The organism is Microcoleus sp. T3_A4 (assembly GCF_036700465.1).
GTDB lineage: Bacteria > Cyanobacteriota > Cyanobacteriia > Cyanobacteriales > Microcoleaceae > Microcoleus.
This window is the reverse complement of the sequence record NZ_JAUBOY010000004.1, coordinates 1-19,565: the sequence shown is the minus strand read 5'-3', so window position 1 is coordinate 19,565 and position 19,565 is coordinate 1. Positions and strand designations below refer to the sequence as shown.

12 protein-coding genes are annotated in these 19,565 nt (G+C 49.4%); 4 read left to right on the top strand and 8 right to left on the bottom strand.

The features are described 5' to 3' along the window. Positions 1–111: 111 nt before the first annotated feature. A complete protein-coding gene (locus QUA07_RS03115; protein WP_333322612.1) occupies positions 112–1,383 on the top strand; it encodes a type IV pilus twitching motility protein PilT in 1,272 nt (423 codons plus the stop codon). A 68-nt stretch (positions 1,384–1,451) separates the two neighbouring features. Next, the gene (locus QUA07_RS03110; protein ID WP_333322609.1) at positions 1,452–2,252 is read left to right on the top strand and encodes a circadian clock KaiB family protein; all 801 of its coding nucleotides are present in this window, start codon (positions 1,452–1,454) and stop codon (positions 2,250–2,252) included. 339 nt (positions 2,253–2,591) lie between these two features. Here QUA07_RS03110 and QUA07_RS03105 read toward each other — a convergent pair whose 3' ends face one another. The 8 genes from QUA07_RS03105 to QUA07_RS03070 form a co-directional block, all read right to left on the bottom strand. Continuing rightward, on the bottom strand, positions 2,592–4,232 hold the full coding sequence (locus tag QUA07_RS03105; protein WP_333322607.1) for a thioredoxin-like domain-containing protein: 1,641 nt from the start codon (positions 4,230–4,232) through the stop codon (positions 2,592–2,594). A 207-nt stretch (positions 4,233–4,439) separates the two neighbouring features. Beyond that, positions 4,440–4,586, bottom strand: a complete 147-nt coding sequence (locus tag QUA07_RS03100; protein ID WP_333322605.1) for a hypothetical protein — start codon at positions 4,584–4,586, stop codon at positions 4,440–4,442. A 34-nt stretch (positions 4,587–4,620) separates the two neighbouring features. Then, positions 4,621–5,952: a two-component system sensor histidine kinase RppB gene (gene rppB / locus QUA07_RS03095; protein ID WP_333322603.1), complete on the bottom strand. Its 1,332-nt coding sequence runs from the start codon at positions 5,950–5,952 to the stop codon at positions 4,621–4,623. A gap of 1 nt (position 5,953) precedes the next feature. Then, positions 5,954–6,667: a two-component system response regulator RppA gene (gene rppA / locus QUA07_RS03090; protein WP_333322601.1), complete on the bottom strand. Its 714-nt coding sequence runs from the start codon at positions 6,665–6,667 to the stop codon at positions 5,954–5,956. Next, on the bottom strand, positions 6,664–9,813 hold the full coding sequence (locus QUA07_RS03085; protein WP_333322599.1) for an efflux RND transporter permease subunit: 3,150 nt from the start codon (positions 9,811–9,813) through the stop codon (positions 6,664–6,666). The genes rppA and QUA07_RS03085 overlap by 4 nt, the downstream gene beginning before the upstream one ends. A gap of 103 nt (positions 9,814–9,916) precedes the next feature. After that, complete coding sequence (locus tag QUA07_RS03080) at positions 9,917–10,612, bottom strand: hypothetical protein (RefSeq protein ID WP_333322597.1); 696 nt, start codon at positions 10,610–10,612, stop codon at positions 9,917–9,919. Between the two features lie 391 nt (positions 10,613–11,003). Then, entirely contained in the window at positions 11,004–11,972 is a 969-nt protein-coding gene (gene arsM / locus QUA07_RS03075) for an arsenosugar biosynthesis arsenite methyltransferase ArsM (RefSeq protein WP_333322594.1), read from the bottom strand. An 83-nt stretch (positions 11,973–12,055) separates the two neighbouring features. Beyond that, positions 12,056–13,750 carry a hypothetical protein gene (locus QUA07_RS03070; protein WP_333322592.1) on the bottom strand — a complete coding sequence of 565 codons (1,695 nt, stop codon included), beginning with the start codon at positions 13,748–13,750 and terminating at the stop codon, positions 12,056–12,058. Between the two features lie 644 nt (positions 13,751–14,394). On the opposite strand from QUA07_RS03070, the gene psaA reads away from it, so the two are divergent. Together psaA and psaB are read left to right on the top strand one after the other, a co-directional pair. Continuing rightward, positions 14,395–16,689, top strand: coding sequence for a photosystem I core protein PsaA (gene psaA, locus QUA07_RS03065; protein WP_333322590.1), 2,295 nt, complete (start codon positions 14,395–14,397; stop codon positions 16,687–16,689). A 110-nt stretch (positions 16,690–16,799) separates the two neighbouring features. Continuing rightward, positions 16,800–19,028, top strand: a complete 2,229-nt coding sequence (gene psaB / locus QUA07_RS03060; RefSeq protein ID WP_333057331.1) for a photosystem I core protein PsaB — start codon at positions 16,800–16,802, stop codon at positions 19,026–19,028. Positions 19,029–19,565: the final 537 nt, after the last annotated feature.

Sequence of the window (19,565 nt, the reverse complement as noted above, 5' to 3'; positions counted from 1 at the left end):
AGAACAACAGTTAAGCTTTTGTGCAAGACGCGCACAATGGCGATCGGCATTGTTCAACTCCCACAAATCATCTGTTCGAGTCAGCCTTCTCACCAACTTAAGGTAGCGCATATGACACAACAGCATCCGCCAGCTCCTCGCCCGCCCGTACCCGGAGCTCCCCCACCGCCAGGAATGCCCCGCCCTCCAGCTCCAGGGATGCCCCCCAGAGCAGCAGGAATGCCGCCAGCACCGCCGCCTGCCGCACCAGCACCAGCAGCGCCACCCGCACCAGCGCCGCAATCCTTCGCCACACCTAAAAGCCACAGCTCTAGCAGCGGCGGAGTTCCGAGTTTGAAAGAGCTAGTAATCCGAGCCAAAGATGAAGGAGTATCCGACCTTCACCTCGGAGTAAACGAAGTTCCCCGCTTCCGCACCCGGGGCGAGATTGCCGACATCGGCTATCCACCGACCGATTTAGATACGTTTTTTGGCTGGTTGCGGGAGTGCATGAGCGATGAAGAAATTGAAATTTTCCAAAAAACTCTAGACTTTGACGGCGCTTTCGACTTCGGGTTCGTCCGCATTCGGATTAGTTGCATGGACTCCTTGGCCGGCCCGGCAATGGTGCTGCGGCTAATTCCTGCCAAAATAATGACACTGGAGGAATTGAAACTGCCGGAGGTCTTTAGAAAAATATGTGGCTACCACAAAGGGCTGATTTTGGTAACAGGCCCGACAGGTTCGGGTAAGTCTACCACCTTGGCCGCGATGATCGACTACATCAATAAGAATAAAGCCTACAACATCATCACGATCGAAGACCCCGTAGAATTCGTACACGAAAGCAAAAAATCCTTGATTAAGCACCGGGAAGTCGGCAGGCACACCCTCAAGTTTATGAGCGCTCTCAAAGGCGCTCTGCGACAAGACCCGGATATGCTGCTAGTAGGAGAAATTCGGGACAGAGAGACGGTGGAAATCGCCCTCAAAGCCTCTCAAACCGGTCACTTAGTTGCAGGAACCCTGCACACCAACAGTGCGGTTAAGACCCTGAACCGGATTCTTGATATGTTCGGGGCGGAAGAACAGGATGCCATACGGGTTTCAATTTCCGAATCCCTAGTGGCGATTATTGCTCAACTGCTGTGCAAAACCACAGACGGAAAGCGGGCTGCTTTCCACGACGTTATGATCAATACCGACGTGGTTAAGGAATACATTCTGAAGGGCCAGAATGAGGAAATCAATCAAATCATGATCAAAGATACTTATGAAGGCATGACGACGATGAATAAGTCGCTCTACGGCCTTTATCAAGAAGGTCGGATTACTGAAGAACTTTGTGTAGAGAACTCGCCGTTTCCGAACGAAATGGCTCAGATGCTCCGAGGTCGAGTCTAAAGGTCGAGTGTTAACAGTTAACTGTTAACAGTTAACTGTTAACAGTTAACAGTTATTGGTGTACTGAATTGAAAGTCGATCGCCCGATTTTGCCAGAAATTTTTAAAGGCATTGCGCTGTTTACACCAGGGGGAGACTTAATCTATTGCATAGACCCGCACAAGCAAACTCGCTGGCATTTGCAGTTGTGCGTAGCTCTACAGGAGCTCCTCGGTTTGTCGGAACCCCCGCATTTTCTGATACCTTGCTACACGGCAACCGTTGACTCCTGGCTCGATCCAGGCGATCGGCAGGTGCGGGTTGTTGCCGAGGCTTACCCCCCCGTGCTGCGACATCAAACGCTGCTGAACGCCATTTTTGGGACTGGCGACTTAGTGTGGCATCCCCGGAGCGAAGAAATGTGCGAACCGATGGCGATTGCTACTTATCACGAAGAATTCCCCGAACTTTGGGAAAATCACGACTTAGTTGTACAGTATGCCAGCCCCGAAGCTCGATCGGACTGGAGCAGTTCCATAGTAACTCCCTTGGGCTTTCCGCAAGCGCAGCAAACTCGGCTTCCCAAACCAACAGCACTCACCCCACCGCCACAAACTCAAGGGTACGTTTTGCGTCTGTTTGTTTCCGGCAGCAACCCCAGCACCGAACGCACCCTAGAAACTTTACACCAGTTTTTAGAGCAATGCCTCGATCGTCCCTACACTTTAAAAGTAATTGATGTTTTGAAACATCCAGATCAAGCTGAGGCAGATCAGATTTCAGCAACTCCTACTTTGATTAAAATCTGGCCGAAACCCGTGCGACGAATTGTCGGCGAATTGAACGATGATGAAAAAATAGTGCGGCTGCTGAGCTATTCGGAATTTTAGATGGGGGCGAGGATTTTTGCGATTATTTAATAGGGGCGATCGCGGTTTTAGTAGCGATGGAATTAACAACATTTAGTAATTCAGTCCTAGACGCAAAAAGTGGTGTGGCGTTCTACTTGTATTGGTTAGGTGTTATGGGGCTGTACACCCTAAATATAGAGGTTCTGCATCCATGAGTGAATTGCGGGTGAGGAACTGCACTTACCGCGAATAATTAGGTTAACTTACTTTGCTGGAAAATTGCGGTAAGGTGGGCCGAAGAGCACCCTACCTTACCACAATCAATCTGGTAATCAGGAGAATTGAAAACCGTGCCTGATGTCAAAAAGGTCGATCGACTTAATCAGGAACACAAACCTCCGGAGCGCACAAACTGGGGAAATCCAAAGTTGTGACTTCCAGCGTATCCAACTCAACTTTCCGAATTACATGATTGTTCGTATCAGCAACAAACAAATGAGGCCCGATCGCACTCAACCCTGAAGGTTCAAAAAATCGAGCCTTGAGACCTTTAGCATCAACCAAACCTGCTGTACCATCTCCAATCATTGTTCTGCACGTACCGCCCCGGTGGTCGATCCGCTTAATTTTGTGATTATAAGTATCAGCCACCCAGAGGTAATTTTGAGCGTATTCAACACCCAAACAGTGCTGCAACCTTACCTCCTCAGCGCGACCATCTTTATCCCCAAAACCAAACAATTCACCGCTACCGCAAACAGTGCGAACCTTCGGGTCTTCATCTATACCCACAGCACGAATCGAACTAATTTCGCTGTCGGCAACAAACAACTCCGATCGATCCGTAGACAGGCCACTGGGCTGAGAAAAAGCAGATTCTGCAAGATTCCCGTCAACACAGGATTCTCGGCCAATACCTGCATAAGTGCCGATCGTGCCAGTGTCTAACTGCATTTCCCAAATTTGGTGGGAACCCGCCATTGCAATAAAAAGTCTATTTCCAACTCTTTCTAAATCCCAAGGCGAATTCAATTGCGTTTCTAAAGCCTTGCCGCTGCGGGGTGAAATTTCGTGACTTTGTTCGCCCGTACCAGCAACAGTTTCTACCCGTTGAGTGGTAAAATCAATCTTTCTGAGAGCATGATTTTCCGTATCAGCAACATATAGAATTTGACTTTCTGCATCAAAAGCCATACCTTGAGGTGCAAAAAACTCAGCCTCTTCAAAGTCCCCGTCAGTTAAACCCGGTTTGCCGCTACCGATGACGTGCAGCACTTCACCTTCTAGGGTGCTGACAACAATCCTATTGTGTCCAGAATCGGCAATAAATAAGCAAGAACCGACTAAGTTTTGTATGACTGAATTAGCAGGCCCTGGCAATACAGTTTCATCTACAGATTCATTTTCCTGACTCATTTCGCCCAAAAGCGCAACCTGTTGGTGAAGGTGTTTTGCCTCCGTTGCAGCGATCGCAAATGCCAGCACTTTTCCGGGAAAAGCCAGCGGTGTTGATACAGGTTTGCGCTGTTTTTCTAAGCTAAAACGCAGTTGTTTAAAGTTGAGCGCATTTTTATCTTTGTATTCAGCAATTAACTTGCCAACTAACTCGTCAAGTGCTTCTCTATTGCCTTCGCCGGAAACAAACCCAACGACATAACTTTCAGGATCGATAACCATTAAAGTCGGCCAAGCGCGAACCGCGTAGCTTTGCCAAACTTTCATGCCGCTGTCAACGATTACAGGATGTTCGATATCGTAGCGGAGGATAGCTTGGCGGATGTTTTCTACTTCTTTTTCGTTTTCAAATTTAGCCGAGTGAACGCCGATAACCGTGAGGGAATCTTTATATTTTTGTTCGAGGTATTTTAAGTCTGGCAGGACGTGCAAGCAGTTGATGCAGCAGTACGTCCAGAAGTCGAGGAGGACGACGCGCCCTTTTAAGGATTCAATGGATAAAGGTTTCTCGGTATTTAGCCAGGGGTAGTTTCCGGGGAATTCTGGTGCTCTGACGCGAGGCATGGCATCTCCTGGGTAGGACGTGAATGATTTTTTTACTTCTTTAATTTAGCGGGAAGTTTCGCAGGATGGGAAGAAAGCTGATTAAATCAGGGTTTTTGGACATAGGCAAGATGCGAGTGCGACAAGAGGGGGGCGAGGGGGGCGATCGCGTGAGAGTTTTCTTGATTAGCGATCGCTGCTGATACCTTAATTGAAGGCTGTTGCGGTCTAAAGTACCAAATTGGCGAGAGATTTATCTAGCTTGTCTCTGCTGATATTTTCCAAAATAAGCAATACTCCGTTAATTTTGGTCGGGTCGATCGCACTTACGATCGAGTTAACCCACAGATTGATATTCTGCGGTTCTCCTTGCAAAGGCAATCTTGACGCGATCGCAGTAATATTGTTCTCATTTGAGTGGTAGACGGATTGTAAATGTACTGCCTTTTCCTAACTCACTCTGGACTTGAATGCTGCCTTGATGAGCCACTGCGATCGCACTTGCAATCGATAGCCCTAATCCAGCACCACCCGTGGCTCTAGAACGATCGCTCTGCACTCGGTAGAAACGATCAAAAATTCGCGTTTGCTCGGCTGGGGCGATACCAACACCCGTATCCTGAACTTGAATCACCGCTTCCTTGTCGGTGCAATCGAGGATGGCAAGGATTAGCCCTCCTGGGGGAGTGTAGTTAATAGCGTTGGTAATTAAATTCGTCACCATTCGGTAAAGTTGGGCTTCATCCCCAAGAATTACAACGGCTCGCGAAGCACGAATTTCTAACTTCAATTCCACCTCAGCCACCATTGCTAAACCTGCAAGTTCTTCTACTAAATCGCCGATTAGATAGTTGAAACAGCAATGCTGCAATTGAGTCGGAATCTGTTGTTGCTCAAGTCTACAAATAAACAATAAATCTTTCACTAACCTAGAAAGGCGGATGTTTTGTCGTTCGATAATATCCAGGTTTTGACTAACCTCCGGTAAATCTTCAGCCAGACGAGTATCCTCAACTGTAGTCTGAATGACAGCCAGAGGCGTTCGCAATTCATGAGCCACATCGGAGGTGAATTGTTGCATCTGGCGATAGGACTGATAAATTGGTCGCATCGCTAATCCAGATAACCACCAACTAGCTCCTCCCACTAGCAGCATGACCAAGGGTAAGCCTAAAAAGAGCAACAATCGCAAGGTGTTAAGATAGGCATCCCATTCTTTGAGCGATCGCCCAATTTGCAAATAACCCCAAGGCAAACCGCTGTTTGTTCTCATTAATAGAGAAATTTGATAAAAGCGATCGCCATTAGAAAGATGCAGAATTTGCCAAAACTCATTTGGTGCAAAGTTTTCTAATACATCCGGCTGCTCTCCAACCTTCCCTAATATTTCCCCAGATTGGCCTAAAAAGCGGAGATAATATCCCTCCTGCTGAAACACCCTAGCAGTATGTCGCGCCCCGTCATTGCCTGAAGAGTAACAGTTTTCATTCCACAGACACAAACCTGGCAAAATAGTTTTCAAGCTGGATGAAATCTGTCCCGGTTGTTGTAATTGTGGTTCGATAGTGTCATGCAGCGTTCCGGCTAAGGACTGTAGTTTTTGCTGAAGAATGTATCGCTGCGTGTGAAACACAACCTGATAGACTACAACACCGCATATACCTAACAACAACCCAATGACGATCGCATACCAGCCCGCAAGTTGCCTGCGGGTGCGGTTAAATAGTTTGTTGGAGTGCATATTACTTGTTCAAGCGATACCCGAATCCATGAACCGTTTCAATCATCCCGTCACAGCCATAATCTGCCAGCTTGCGGCGCAACAGACGAATTCTAGCAGCAACTACATTGCTCATCGGGTCAGTATCGACATCCCAAAGCCGAGTCAAAAGTCGATCGCGCGTGAGGATTTGGTTCGGATGCTGCATGAAATATTCCAGTAACCGAAACTCATTAGCCGTCAGAGGAATCACCCTTAGCTGTCCTTCGTCATCGGTAGTACAGATGATGGATTTAGTATAGTCAAGCAGCAATCGCCCCGCCTCAAGTTGGGCAGGATTGAAATATGGCGACTGTTCTGGCGACAAACTCCGTCCCCGTCGCTGGAGAGCCCGCAACCGAGCTAACAACTCCGCTTTCACAAATGGTTTCATCAGATAGTCATCAGCCCCAGCATCCAGCCCAGCTACCATATCCTCCGTGCGATCTTTTGCCGTCAACATCAAAACGGGTAAAGGATTATTCTGCCGGCGCAAACGTTGGCACAGTTCCAGCCCAGAAGTTCCCGGTAGCAACCAGTCAAAAATCGCCACCGTGTACTCCGTCCATTGGTCTTCCAGATAGTTCCAAGCAGTTGTGCCATCTTGCACCCAATCCACCAGGTACTTTTCTCGGCTCAAGGTGCGTTGCACAATAGCACCCAAATCGGGTTCGTCTTCCGCCAGCAGAATTCTCATTTTATTGCAACCTCGTCCTCTTTCGTTGGTGTCTGCTCAATGCCATAGTTTCTCAACCCGGTTGCTTCCATAATCCGTTTAGGCATCAGAAACTTCCCAAATCGAGCATACAATGCAGGTAGAACCAGTAGGGTGAGAGCAGTTGAGGTAAAGAGTCCGCCTAGGACAACGATCGCCAAAGGCTGCAACAATTCCTTACCAGCCCCACCGCTTAAGACCAGGGGAACCATCCCCAATGCCGAGGTGAGTGCTGTCATCAGAATCGCCAGCAACCGTTCCATCGAGCCTTCCACAATGACTTTGGGAAGCGGCATTCCTTGCGCCATTTTGGTGTTGTAGTTGTCTACGAGCAGCAATCCATTGCGCGTCGCCACGCCAAACAGCGTCACAAAGCCCACCATTGACGGAACTGAGATAACGCCGCCCGTCAGCAGGACTGAGATAACACCCCCTACCAGTGCCAATGGTAAGTTAATCATCACCATCAGCATGGCAGGAACGGATTTCACAGTGAAGTACATCAATACTGCGATCGCCACCACCGCTAATATTCCGAAAATTAGGAAGTTTTGAGCAGCGCGTTGTTCCGACTCATATTGTCCGCCGTACTGAATATAGTAGTCTTGGGGCAGTTGCACTGATTGCTTAACCTTGGCGCGAATGTCATCGACGACCGAACCAACATCGCGTCCCTGTACGTTGGCTGACACTACAATTAAACGCGAGACATTTTCTCGGTTAATCGTGTTTGGTCCATTGCCAAACTCAACCTTTGCCACTTGCGAAAGCGGGATGATTTGACCTGTTGGGGCATTAACTTGGAGGTTGCGAATCGTGTTGAGATTGCGACGGGCTGATTCGTTGACCCAAACCAACACATCGACCAACTGTTGACCATCGGGCACTTGAGCAACCACGCGACCATTCAGGGCTGTTTCCGTGAAATCGGACAATTGGGCGATCGTCAATCCGTAGCGAGCGGCTGCATCTCGGTTAAATTGAATTTGTACTTGACGGATCGGTATTTGGGGCTCAAGCTGAAGGTCTACCACTCCCTTCACGTCTTTCATTGTCGTTTCGATTTGTTCTCCAATGCGACGTAGTTCTTGTAAGTCGTTGCCGAATACTTTGATGGCGATCGCACTCCTGACCCCCGACAACACTTCATCCATCCTGTGACTGATAAATCCACCGACATTGGTGGCAACTCCCGGAAACTGACCCAATGCCTCCCGCAAGGCTTCAATCGAGGCAGGACGGTTTTGCATCGCAGCTTCACTCAGTTCCACGTCCAAGTGTGCCAAGTTCACCGATGCGGCATCCGGGTCGCCCGGAGCACGCCCTGCCCGGAGTTGTACTGATTCAAATCGGGGGTCATCCTTAAGGGCGGTTTGAATCGCTAAGCCAACGCGATTGGTTGCTTCGAGTGAGGAACCCGGATAAAGGGCGATCGCATTCATTAGCGATCGTTCCTGGAACGTAGGCAGAAAATCCCGTCCTAACGTCGGCACAATCAACATTGCCGCCACCATTGAGGCTGTGGCCAATCCTAAAATTAAGGTAGAGCGACGCATCGCCATTCGCAGCAACGGATCGTAAAGTTGTTTAGACCACCGGGCTAGGAAGGGTTCTGTCGTCTGCATCCGGCTGTGGGGCAGCAGAATGGCACACAATGCAGGGGAGATTACTAGGGATTCCAGGCTGGAGATGATGACCACCACCAGATAGGCAATACCCATTGGGGTGAAGATCCGCCCCTCTACCCCAGAGAGTGTGAAAATCGGTGAAAAGACGATAATCCCAATTAACGTCGCTCCAATCAGCGACTCGCGCACCTCCTGAGAACCCTCAAAAATAATCTCTAGTGGTGGCTGGGGATTGGGCGAGAGGCGATTTTCCCGTAAGCGGCGATCGGTATTTTCGCAGTAGACGATCGCATCATCCACTGCTGTCCCGATCGCCACTACCAATCCGCCGAGGGTCATGGTGTTGAGTTCCAGCCCAATCCAGGAACACACTAACAGCGAGAACAGTAGCGTGAGAAAGAAATCCAGCAAACAGATGGTGAGGGTGCGCCAGTTCATCAGAAAGGGAATCAGAATGGCTGCGACAATCAAACTGCCTTCGATCAAGGCCGATCGCACATTACCAACCGAGGCATCAATGTAGGCATCTTGCCGGAAAGTGACATTCGCCTTCACATCCTTGGGTAAGCCCGGTTTAATTTCCTCCATCGCCTCGATGATGGCTTGCGTGACGGTGGGACTATCCACCAAAGGTTGCTTGTTGACCATCACGACCACAGCCCGTTTAGTATTCCAACTGGCATCGCCTCGCTGGAGTGCAGCCCCAATCTTCACCTCTGCCACATCCTGCAGTAGAATCGCTTTTCCTTCCTGCACCTTGACGACCGCTTTTTGCAAATCTTCGATGGTCTGAATTTGTCCCTGTCCCTGAATCACTAATTCGCGATCGGGGTCAATCAACAATCCACCTGCGCTTTTGGCATTTGCCTCGTTTGCCGCCTTGACGACTTCCTGAAGGGAAACCTTCAACGCTTGGAGTTTTTCAGGATTCGCAATCACCTGAAACTGCTGCAAATCTCCGCCGTAAACCAGCACTTGCGATACGCCTGGAACTGCTAACAAGCGATTGTTGACTTTGCCATCCACCAAACGTCGCACTTCCATGATCGATGTAGTGTCAGACGTGAACGCATATTGAATCACCGTTCCGATGGGGGGAGCTAGGGGCGATATCTGCGGGGTACCAACCCCTTCCGGTAGTCGGTCTTGCACGTCCTGCAATCGCTCTGCCACGAGTTGACGAGCTTGATAGGGGTCAGTACCCCACTTAAACACTACCCGCAATACAGAAATTCCTACGGCTGAGGAGGTACGAACGACTTCAACTCCTGGTGTTCCGTTGACCGCACTTTCTAGCGGTAACGTCACCAATGATTCCACCGCTTCCGGCGCAAGACCGGGGGCTTCTGTCTGTACTTCTATTTGAGGGGGCGCAAAATTCGGCAAGACATCGAGGGGCATTCGACTTACAGTATGTGTACTCCAGATGGTTAGGGCGATCGCCCCGAACACCACTAACCATCGTTGAGCAATAGACCATTTGGGGATGACGTTTAACATAAAAATGAAATTGGGATAGCAGGAGGCAAGCTTTTAGGAGACGGAGTAAAAAGATTTACTCCGTCGCGATCGACAGTTACCAAAAATCTTGGTTTTTGAATGTCTACTGATCCTTGCCTTTTAACCCAAAGACGGCGAATCCACCCACGAGTAAAACTCCTGCGCCTGCTACCCACATCAAAGGTGACGATCCCTGAGCAGGCTGCGTTTCTGCTGGCAATGTAGCGGTCGATGCTTGCGTTTCTGCTTGCGATGTAGCGGGTGATGCTTGCGTTTCTGCTGGCGATGTAGCGGGTGATGCCTGCGTTTCTACTTGCGATGTAGCGGGTGATGCCTGGGTTTGGGCCTGCGGTTTACCTCGCAATGCCTCCGAGTACAAAAACGTTGCCCCCTGCATCACAATCTGATTTCCCGGAACTAAATTGCCTTCTTTAATTTCCACCACATCTCCAGAGTCGCTACCAATCTGAACTGAGATTGGTTTGTAGGTTGTTCCTTCCTGGATGTAGACGAGCTTTTGCCCATTGGCATCAATCAAACTGGTGCTGGGAACTTTGACAATACCTCCATCGTTTGTAGCGGCAATTGCCTCTGTCTTAATTCCCAATGCGGTTGCTTTACTGGCATCAACTTCGATCGGCTGCATAATCTTCGCCGCATCCCCACCTGCAAACTCGTTGTCATGCCCAACGTGCGCCAGCACCGGGGCCGAAGCCGTGCACAACACTAATCCCAAAACAAAACTAGACCCGTAACGGACGATCGATAACAAACTTGAATTTAAATATTTCGATAGCATGGAAATTTCCTCCTCACATTTAGCGAACGAGTGTGATGAAAACAGCCACTCCTCTCAAGAGCAATCTATTCCTTACTTCAGAGTTGTGAACCTTCTCCCGCTAGGATGTCAGGGGGAAATAAAAATTTGATGAAAATTTGAGGCGAAGTCTAAAATTAGATACCTCTAAGCTGTTGCGGCCTTTAAATTGTATGTCAAAAAAAATCAAAGTCTTGTGGGGAGTAGGGTTGGGCGTCCCGCCCGCCCTGAATATACAATTCAAATGCGCGACAGCTTATACCATTGCTCACTAACATGAGGTGAAAAGAGGGCATAGGAAGCGCCCACACCTCACTTCTTTGAGAAATGCTCTATTCCCCAAAGATTACAGCCACATTATTCCGAAATAAATCTAACAGCAACCGCCGCCGTTATAATGCCAAGTCGAATCAGTAATTAACACCTTATCCGGCATCAATCCCCCCAACTTCCCAGCAGTTTTATCGCAGACAGCCGCCGGAACTCCCCGCTGCAAAACGTGGCCTGCCCCGTCATCAAACAGCTCTTCAGACCCCGTATAAATCGCCGTCTTGCCAGTGAAAATGCAAGCTCCGTCATCCGGTACATCCACTTTGAAAGACACCGAATCCAGGCTTTCTAACAGCAAATCCGCATCCAATTGATAATTGTGTTTGTCCAGCAATCGGTAAGGACGGCGCGCCCGCACTTCGACTTGCCCAAAACCAACGTCTACAAGGTGTTGAACGTATTCTGCGTAGGTCAGAGCGCCCGACAAACACAAGGCCCGCAAGCGTTCGTCTTGCTTCAAATGCTGCGGAATTGGCCGAGTTGCGATCGGATCGCTCATCAACAATCTACCACCCGGTTTTAACACTCGATAAGTCTCTTTTAATGCTTTAGCTAAATCCGCAGGTTCAAAAATATTAAACAAGCAATTTTGTGCGACAACATCTACAGAAGCATCCGGCACTGGCAACGCAAAAGCATCGCCTTCTATAATTTCCACAAAACTAGCATCAAACCAATCATTTTCGTGGGCGGCAATTTGTAAGTTTCGTGCAGCCGCATCTCGCATTGCTGGAACCGGATCGACGGCAATAACCGCTCCTTTGTGTCTAGAAAAATATGCAAATTGTAGTGCTTCCAAGCCGCCGCCGACGCCTACATAAAGCACGAAGGGATTGCCTACAAGTTCGGCGGCGTGAACGGTTGTGCCGCAGCCATAATTCATTTCTTGCATTTGTTCGGGAATTTTTAATCCTGGCAATTGCAAGGGGCTGCTTTGGACGCAGCAAAGTCCGATTTGGGGTGTTTCAGCAACATCGCTGTAGAATTTGGCTGCTGTTTCGAGGTAGGTCATTTTTTAGTGTCCTAATTTTTGATTTTTGACCGCAGATGGAGCACGGGCGGGACGCCCATGCCACGAATCCCAGAAAGTTTTTGTTAGGTGGCAAATTCGACTTTTTGTTCGGATTTGGGCGGATTTTCTGGTTGGGAAACTGTTGTTTCGGGAGAGGCTAATTCGCTGGTTGGCTGGCTAGGAGTTTCAGCGGCCACTGGTGGCGTTGGCGGTACAAGATTGGGAGACTGTTCTGGTATCGCGGGAGCAACTACTTTTGGTACTGGAGCTTTTCCTGTTATTTCTGGCAGGGTTGGTGGCTCTGAAGGATTAACAGGTTGGGGTTCTTGACGCAGGAAGTTGCGGAACCGATTGTAGTATCCTTTATATTCCTGTTTTTTTGTTTGGGGAGATGCTGTTGGGATCGGTTCTATTATTTTAACGGGTGCAACAACTTTGGGGGTTTCTAACTGGGGAGTTGCTGTCGGTGTCGGTTCTATTACTGGAATTGGTTCTACAATTTTAGGGGTTTCTAACGGTGGAGTTGCTGTCGGTGTCGGTTCTATTACTGGAATTGGTTCTACAATTTTCGGCGCTTCGAGTTGGGGGGTTGCTGTCGGTGTCGGTTCTATTACTTGAATTGGTTCTACAATTTTCGGGGCTTCGAGTTGGGGGGTTGCTGTCGGTGTCGGTTCTATTACTTGAATGGGAGCAACTTCGGGAGCGACTGTTGGCTCTAAAGTCGGTTGGGTAACAGGAGTTTCTGGAACCGCTGGTGAGGGTTGGACAACTGGTGTTTTTTCTAATGCAGGTGTCGGTGTCGGTTCGGGGGTTGGGGTTGGTGTGGGAGCGGGGGCTTGGTAGGTTGGATCGACTATACCGCGACTTTCTGCTGCTGTTAGTTCGCCCCGCACTAATTTTGAAAGAGGCTCTTGACCGAGCGGTTGGAAATTTATCAGTCTGACTGTATTATTAAAGGCGTTTTTGACGATATTTCCCCGCTCGTCAATTAATTCTAGCTGTACCCAGTTTTTGCCTGGTTTGAATCCTTTAAGATATATAGGTTGCCACTGGTCGATCGCAAAGCTTTGGCCGTTGACTGTGGCTCGAATTTTCCAATCGAGTATTTCATCTTGGGAATTTTCTTGCGCCACTTCGTGCCGGGGGGCATTTGTCAAGTAAAAGTCGAGCAGGATGGGTTCGGCCCCGTAGCTGCCTTGGGGGCTGTTGTACGTTAATAGGGGCAATGTTCGATCGGGGTTATTGTCGTCTGTTTTAGTAAAAACGTGAAAGGTGGTTTGAGCCGCGGCACCTTCGTTTTTAAAGCTTTCTTCCCAAGGGCGAGCGGCAAACACCTGCAGGGTATGGGTTCCGGGTTCTAAATTCGACAGCGTTAAAGGTTGGTTGATGTCGTAAACTGCTGCATAAGGTTGGTTGTCTAATAAAACTTGCAGATGGGGGCCCAAACCCAAGTTTGCCTCTTTGAAAATGGGCAAGTCCTTCACTTGGAACTGAACAGACACATTTATATCCTGAAGCACTTCGTCAGGTTTTGGATTCAAAATACTAATTTGAGGCTGGTAGATTTCTAGAGCCTGACGCAGTTGTTGAATGGCTTCTGGGGGAGAAACCTCTGAAATTCTGTTTACTGGGGCGGTAGCTGAGCCGCTCTTGTTCCCAGATTTGGGCAATTCGGGATGGCCCGCGCCACAACTTGCTAAACCCAAAATTAATACTGCTACTGCGAACAATGCCAGCAGCCTGCCCGCAACCGTTCTGTGCCAATTGATCCCAATCACGCAACCATACTCCTAGAAGCCTTCTCATAGGGAACTATAGCCCAAAAATGAATTTAGTATAGGGGAATTGCTGCTGAGGAATTCCCAAGCCGCGTAGGAACCCGGATTGAGGCAGCAGCGGGCAACCCATCCTCTCCCACTCTTAATTGCCACAGCCTTTTTCCCAAACATATATCTACAAATGAGTATTCCTAAATTACCTTATCTTTGAGTTTTGTAAAGTTAATGGCAGTACCCCTTGACTTTTTCGAGGGACTGTGGGATTTAAAGGCGTTATTACATCAAGAATTGAGCGTTTTTTAAGTATTGTTAACAAGCGATTAATACTCCTCTAGCAAGCTTATAATTCATAAAACTCCCTCAAAAGGAGCAGCCGGATCAAGTCTGAATCAAGGAGGCGATCGGCGACTCCAGATAGCGAGAAGAGTTGGCAGTACCCAGTCACATTGTTAGCGACACTGGGAAACTGGCTTCTTCACAGAAGCAAAATGCTTGGGGAGACGATGCACCTGCGTCTAACTCTGCAAAGAGTAAAGTGCAGTGAAGTGTCGGCTTTTTCGAGAATCCCCCGCCTAATCAAGCGTGGGGAGTGTCCGGTACAGTGTTCAGTTCTCGTTCCTTGTCTTACCGAGAGGAGAGTCTTCATGACCATTAGTCCTCCAGAGCGAGAGGTAAAAGCTAGGGTAGTAGTCGATAAGAATCCGGTTCCAACTTCTTTCGAGAAGTGGTCAAAACCCGGTCATTTTGATCGCACTCTAGCTAAGGGGCCAAAAACCACCACTTGGATTTGGAACCTCCACGCTAACGCTCACGACTTTGACAGTCATACAAGTGACTTAGAAGACGTTTCGCGCAAAATCTTTAGCGCTCACTTCGGCCACTTGGCAGTAATCTTCGTATGGTTGAGTGGCGCATATTTCCACGGCGCTAAATTTTCCAATTACGAAGCTTGGCTGACAAATCCTACAGCCATCAAGCCCAGCGCTCAAGTGGTCTGGCCGATTTTTGGTCAAGAAATTTTAAATGCAGATGTAGGCGGCGGCTTTCACGGGATTCAGATCACCTCTGGTCTATTCCAACTGTGGCGCGCCAACGGCATCACTAACTCATACCAGCTATATTGCACTGCGATCGGCGCCCTGGTAATGGCAGCTTTGATGCTGTTTGCCGGTTGGTTCCACTATCACGTCCGCGCTCCGAAACTGGAATGGTTCCAGAACGTGGAATCGATGATGAACCACCACTTGGCAGTTTTGTTAGGCTGCGGGTGCTTGGGCTTCGCAGGACAACAAATTCACGTTGCTCTGCCGATCAATGCTTGCATGGACGCGATCGATGCAGGTTCACCGCTGACAGTCGGCGGCAAGCTGATCAAAACAGTTGCTGACATCCCTCTGCCGCACGAGTGGATTTTGACACCGGGCTTGATGGCTGACATCTACCCGAGTTTCGCTAAAGGTTTAACCCCCTTCTTCACCCTCAACTGGGGCGCATACACAGACTTCCTGACCTTCAAAGGCGGTCTGAACCCGACCACAGGCGGTTTGTGGCTGACTGATACAGCACACCACCACTTAGCTTTGGCAGTGCTGTTCATCGTTGCTGGTCATATGTACCGCACGAACTGGGGCATCGGCCACAGCATGAAAGAAATCCTAGAGAACCACAAAGGCCCCTTCACTGGTGAAGGTCACAAAGGTCTCTACGAAATCCTGACTAATTCTTGGCACGCGCAACTGTCGATTAACTTGGCACTGATGGGCTCTCTGAGCATCATCGTCGCCCAACACATGTACGCGATGCCTCCGTATCCGTACATCGCGACGGACTACCCGACTCAGTTGTCCATCTTCACCCACCACATGTGGATTGGCGGATTCCTGATTGTTGGAGCAGCCGCTCACGGAGCAATCTTCATGGTTCGGGATTACGATCCCGCTGGAAATGTCAACAACTTGTTGGATCGCGTGATCCGTCATAGAGATGCGATCATTTCCCACCTGAACTGGGTTTGTATATTCTTGGGCTTCCACAGCTTCGGTCTGTACGTTCACAACGACACGATGCGCGCTTTCGGTCGTCCTCAAGATTTGTTCTCGGATACCGGGATTCAGTTGCGTCCGATATTTGCCCAGTGGGTGCAAAACATCCACGCTTTGGCTCCGGGCACAACAGCGCCTAATGCTACGGAAATCGTTAGCCACGCTTTTGGCGGCGGTGCAGTAGTAGTCGCCGGCAAAGTAGCGATGATGCCGATAGAGTTGGGTACGGCGGATTTCATGATCCACCACATCCACGCTTTCACCATTCACGTTACAGTCCTGATTCTTTTGAAAGGCGTGTTGTTTGCACGCAGTTCTCGCTTGGTTCCTGACAAAGGCAACTTGGGCTTCCGGTTCCCTTGCGACGGCCCCGGCCGTGGCGGTACCTGCCAAGTTTCTGGTTGGGATCACGTGTTCCTAGGCTTGTTCTGGATGTACAACTGCATCTCGATCGTGATTTTCCACTTTAGCTGGAAAATGCAGTCGGACGTGTGGGGAACAGTATCGCCAGACGGCACAATTTCTCACATTACCGGTGGCAACTTCGCACAAAGTGCGATCACGATTAACGGCTGGCTGCGGGACTTCCTTTGGGCGCAAGCTTCTCAGGTGATTCAGTCCTACGGTTCGGCACTGTCGGCCTACGGTCTGATGTTCCTAGCTGGACACTTCGTATTCGCCTTCAGCTTGATGTTCCTGTTCAGCGGCCGCGGCTACTGGCAAGAACTGATTGAGTCGATTGTTTGGGCTCACAACAAGCTCAAGGTAGCTCCGTCGATTCAGCCTCGCGCTCTGAGCATTATTCAGGGTCGGGCTGTGGGTGTAGCTCACTACCTCCTAGGAGGAATTGTCACTACGTGGGCATTTTTCCTAGCGCGAATCATTTCGGTAGGGTAAACTACCCCTAGGTTTTGGATTCTCGATTTGGGAGGAATCTCAAATCGAGAATCCAAACTCCGAACCGAATCCCTTCAATTTTGTTCAGGATTCAGGATTAATCAAGGCTTATGGCAACGAAATTTCCAAAATTTAGCCAAGACCTTGCCCAAGACCCGACCACACGGCGGATCTGGTACGGGATTGCCACAGCACACGACTTTGAAAGCCACGATGGCATGACCGAAGAAAATCTTTACCAAAAGATTTTTGCTTCTCACTTCGGCCACCTAGCAATCATTTTCTTGTGGACTTCGGGCAGCCTGTTCCACGTAGCATGGCAAGGTAACTTTGAACAGTGGATTAAAGACCCTCTAAACGTCCGCCCGATCGCTCACGCGATTTGGGACCCGCAATTCGGCGCTCCTGCAGTAGAAGCTTTCACTCAAGGGGGCGCTTCTAACCCGGTGGATATCTCTTACTCCGGTGTCTACCATTGGTGGTTCACCCAAGGGATTCGGACAAACGCCGACCTGTATCAAGGAGCTATCTTCTTGCTACTACTGGCCGCTGTATTCCTGTTCGCAGGTTGGTTGCACCTCCAACCCAAGTACCGCCCCAGCTTGTCTTGGTTCAAAAATGCTGAATCTCGCCTCAACCACCACTTGGCTGGTTTGTTCGGTGTCAGCTCTTTGGCTTGGACTGGTCACATGGTTCACGTTGCTATCCCCGAATCTCGCGGACAGCACGTAGGTTGGGACAACTTCCTGTCTACCCCGCCTCACCCGGCTGGTTTGGCTCCGTTCTTCAGTGGTAACTGGGGCGTATACGCCGAGAATCCAGATGCAGCGAACCATGTCTTCGGTACTTCCGAAGGCGCTGGAACCGCAATTCTGACTTTCTTGGGTGGCTTCCACCCTCAAACAGAATCCCTGTGGCTGACAGACATTGCTCACCACCACTTGGCGATCGCAGTTCTGTTTATCGTTGCCGGTCATATGTACCGGACTAACTTCGGTATCGGTCACAGCATCAAAGAGATGTTGGATTCTAAGGCTGGTTTGGTCGGCGGCAAGAGTGAAGGACAGTTCAACTTGCCTCACCAAGGCTTGTATGAAACCTACAACAACTCGCTGCACTTCCAACTGGCATTTCACCTCGCTGCTTTGGGCGTAATTACCTCCTTGGTAGCACAGCATATGTACGCGATGCCTCCCTACGCTTTTATAGGTAAGGACTTCACGACTCAGGCTGCGCTTTACACCCACCACCAGTACATCGCTGGATTCATCATGGTCGGCGCTTTCGCCCACGGAGCTATCTTCTTGGTGCGGGACTACGATCCTGAAGCAAACAAAGGCAACGTGCTCGATCGCGTGTTGCAGCACAAAGAAGCGATTATCTCTCACTTGAGCTGGGTGTCGCTGTTCTTGGGCTTCCACACTCTCGGCTTGTACGTTCACAATGACGTTGTAGTTGCTTTCGGAACTCCTGAAAAGCAAATCTTGATTGAACCAGTGTTCGCACAGTTCATCCAAGCTGCTCACGGCAAAGCTCTCTACGGCATGGACGTGCTGTTGTCTAACCCCGACAGCATTGCTTCTACCGCTTGGCCCAACTACGGCAACGTATGGCTCCCAGGCTGGTTGGATGCGATTAACAGCGGTACTAATTCTCTGTTCTTGGCGATCGGACCTGGCGATTTCTTGGTTCACCACGCGATCGCACTAGGCTTGCACACCACCACCTTGATCTTGGTCAAGGGCGCTCTGGATGCACGCGGTTCTAAGCTGATGCCGGACAAAAAAGACTTCGGTTATGCTTTCCCTTGCGACGGCCCCGGCCGTGGCGGTACTTGCGACATCTCTGCTTGGGACGCCATGTACCTGTCTGTATTCTGGATGTTGAACACCCTAGCTTGGGTAACGTTCTACTGGCACTGGAAGCACCTGGGCATCTGGCAAGGTAACGTGGCTCAGTTCAATGAGTCTTCTACCTACCTGATGGGCTGGTTCCGCGATTACCTCTGGCTGTATTCTTCTCAGTTGATCAACGGTTACAACCCGTATGGTACTAACAACTTGTCAGTCTGGGCTTGGATGTTCTTATTCGGACACCTTGTTTGGGCAACTGGTTTCATGTTCCTGATCTCTTGGAGAGGTTACTGGCAAGAGTTGATCGAGACTTTGGTTTGGGCTCACGAGCGCACTCCTTTGGCTAACTTGGTTCGCTGGAAAGACAAGCCTGTTGCTTTGTCGATCGTCCAAGGTCGTTTGGTTGGCTTAGTTCACTTTACTGTGGGCAACGTCCTCACTTACGCGGCCTTTGTAATTGCCTCGACAGCCGGGAAATTCGGGTAACTCTGAACTCTGGTTTCTAGGTAATTAAATGAAATCCCCTGCCTTCTGGCGGGGGATTTTTTTTATATGTTGGTTGAGGATGCAGAGTGAAGAATATTTTTTTATAGCGAAGTTACACCAGGAAAAAATAGCCACTATTAACAAATCCTTACTCTCGCTTTTACACATTGCTGCTGCGGATTTCTGAATCACAGCCAACAGCTTTTTCTGCTATGCTGAATTTAGTAGCTCAAAGGATTGAGAAAGCACAAGTTGACGGCGATGCGAAGTCACGATCCGGGAAGCCAAAAGAGATTTTTACCTGCCATGAGTGAAACACCCAAACTCGCCGATCGTGAAGTAATCCAAAAGAGTATGAGAAATATTTTATATCAGGTTCGGGTAATTACTTATAATGTGAATTCGGCCGCTCGAACTTGAATTCGGGCGCTCGAACTTGAATTCGGGCGACCGAACTTGGATTCGGGCGACCGAATTTTAATTTGCACGTGAGACCACTCCAGAGCCGCTCTGGGTGAGCACCTCGAACTCATCGAA

Coding starts and splice junctions, on each gene's coding strand:
- QUA07_RS03115 (WP_333322612.1), top strand. CDS start 112: ATGACACAACAGCATCCGCCAGCTCCTCGCCCGCCCGTACCCGGAGCT.
- QUA07_RS03105 (WP_333322607.1), bottom strand. CDS start 4,232: ATGCCTCGCGTCAGAGCACCAGAATTCCCCGGAAACTACCCCTGGCTA.
- rppB (WP_333322603.1), bottom strand. CDS start 5,952: ATGCACTCCAACAAACTATTTAACCGCACCCGCAGGCAACTTGCGGGC.
- rppA (WP_333322601.1), bottom strand. CDS start 6,667: ATGAGAATTCTGCTGGCGGAAGACGAACCCGATTTGGGTGCTATTGTG.
- QUA07_RS03085 (WP_333322599.1), bottom strand. CDS start 9,813: ATGTTAAACGTCATCCCCAAATGGTCTATTGCTCAACGATGGTTAGTG.
- QUA07_RS03080 (WP_333322597.1), bottom strand. CDS start 10,612: ATGCTATCGAAATATTTAAATTCAAGTTTGTTATCGATCGTCCGTTAC.
- arsM (WP_333322594.1), bottom strand. CDS start 11,972: ATGACCTACCTCGAAACAGCAGCCAAATTCTACAGCGATGTTGCTGAA.
- psaA (WP_333322590.1), top strand. CDS start 14,395: ATGACCATTAGTCCTCCAGAGCGAGAGGTAAAAGCTAGGGTAGTAGTC.
- psaB (WP_333057331.1), top strand. CDS start 16,800: ATGGCAACGAAATTTCCAAAATTTAGCCAAGACCTTGCCCAAGACCCG.